At 39.7% G+C, this 242-nt stretch carries 1 protein-coding gene; it reads right to left on the bottom strand.

Translation table 11 applies throughout. The features are described 5' to 3' along the window. Positions 1 to 242, bottom strand: a 242-nt coding sequence (locus RYX56_RS24800) for a hypothetical protein (RefSeq protein WP_317124446.1), incomplete at both ends; no start/stop codon positions are given.

Genomic DNA, 242 nt, shown 5'->3' with positions numbered 1-242 from the left:
CACTGAAAAAGTCCAAAATAGCATAATAACGGTGAGACACCACCATTAATAGTGTCTCGCCGGGTTTTTTGCATCCCATATCCTGTATAAATAAGAATAAACATTACTTTTTCAGTGGCCTCTAAAATTTTGAGTTTTTTTTTAAACATTAAAAGAGGTGTTGGCCTCACCAGCAACAAGAAGGGGGGGTTAAAAGAAAACCTGAATACAAACCATCCCCTTTTGCCCCATCCCCCGGGAGA

This window comes from Alkalihalophilus lindianensis, from assembly GCF_032843265.1.
Lineage (GTDB): Bacteria > Bacillota > Bacilli > Bacillales > Bacillaceae_D > Alkalihalophilus > Alkalihalophilus lindianensis.
This window is presented reverse-complemented; position numbering and strand designations above follow the sequence as displayed.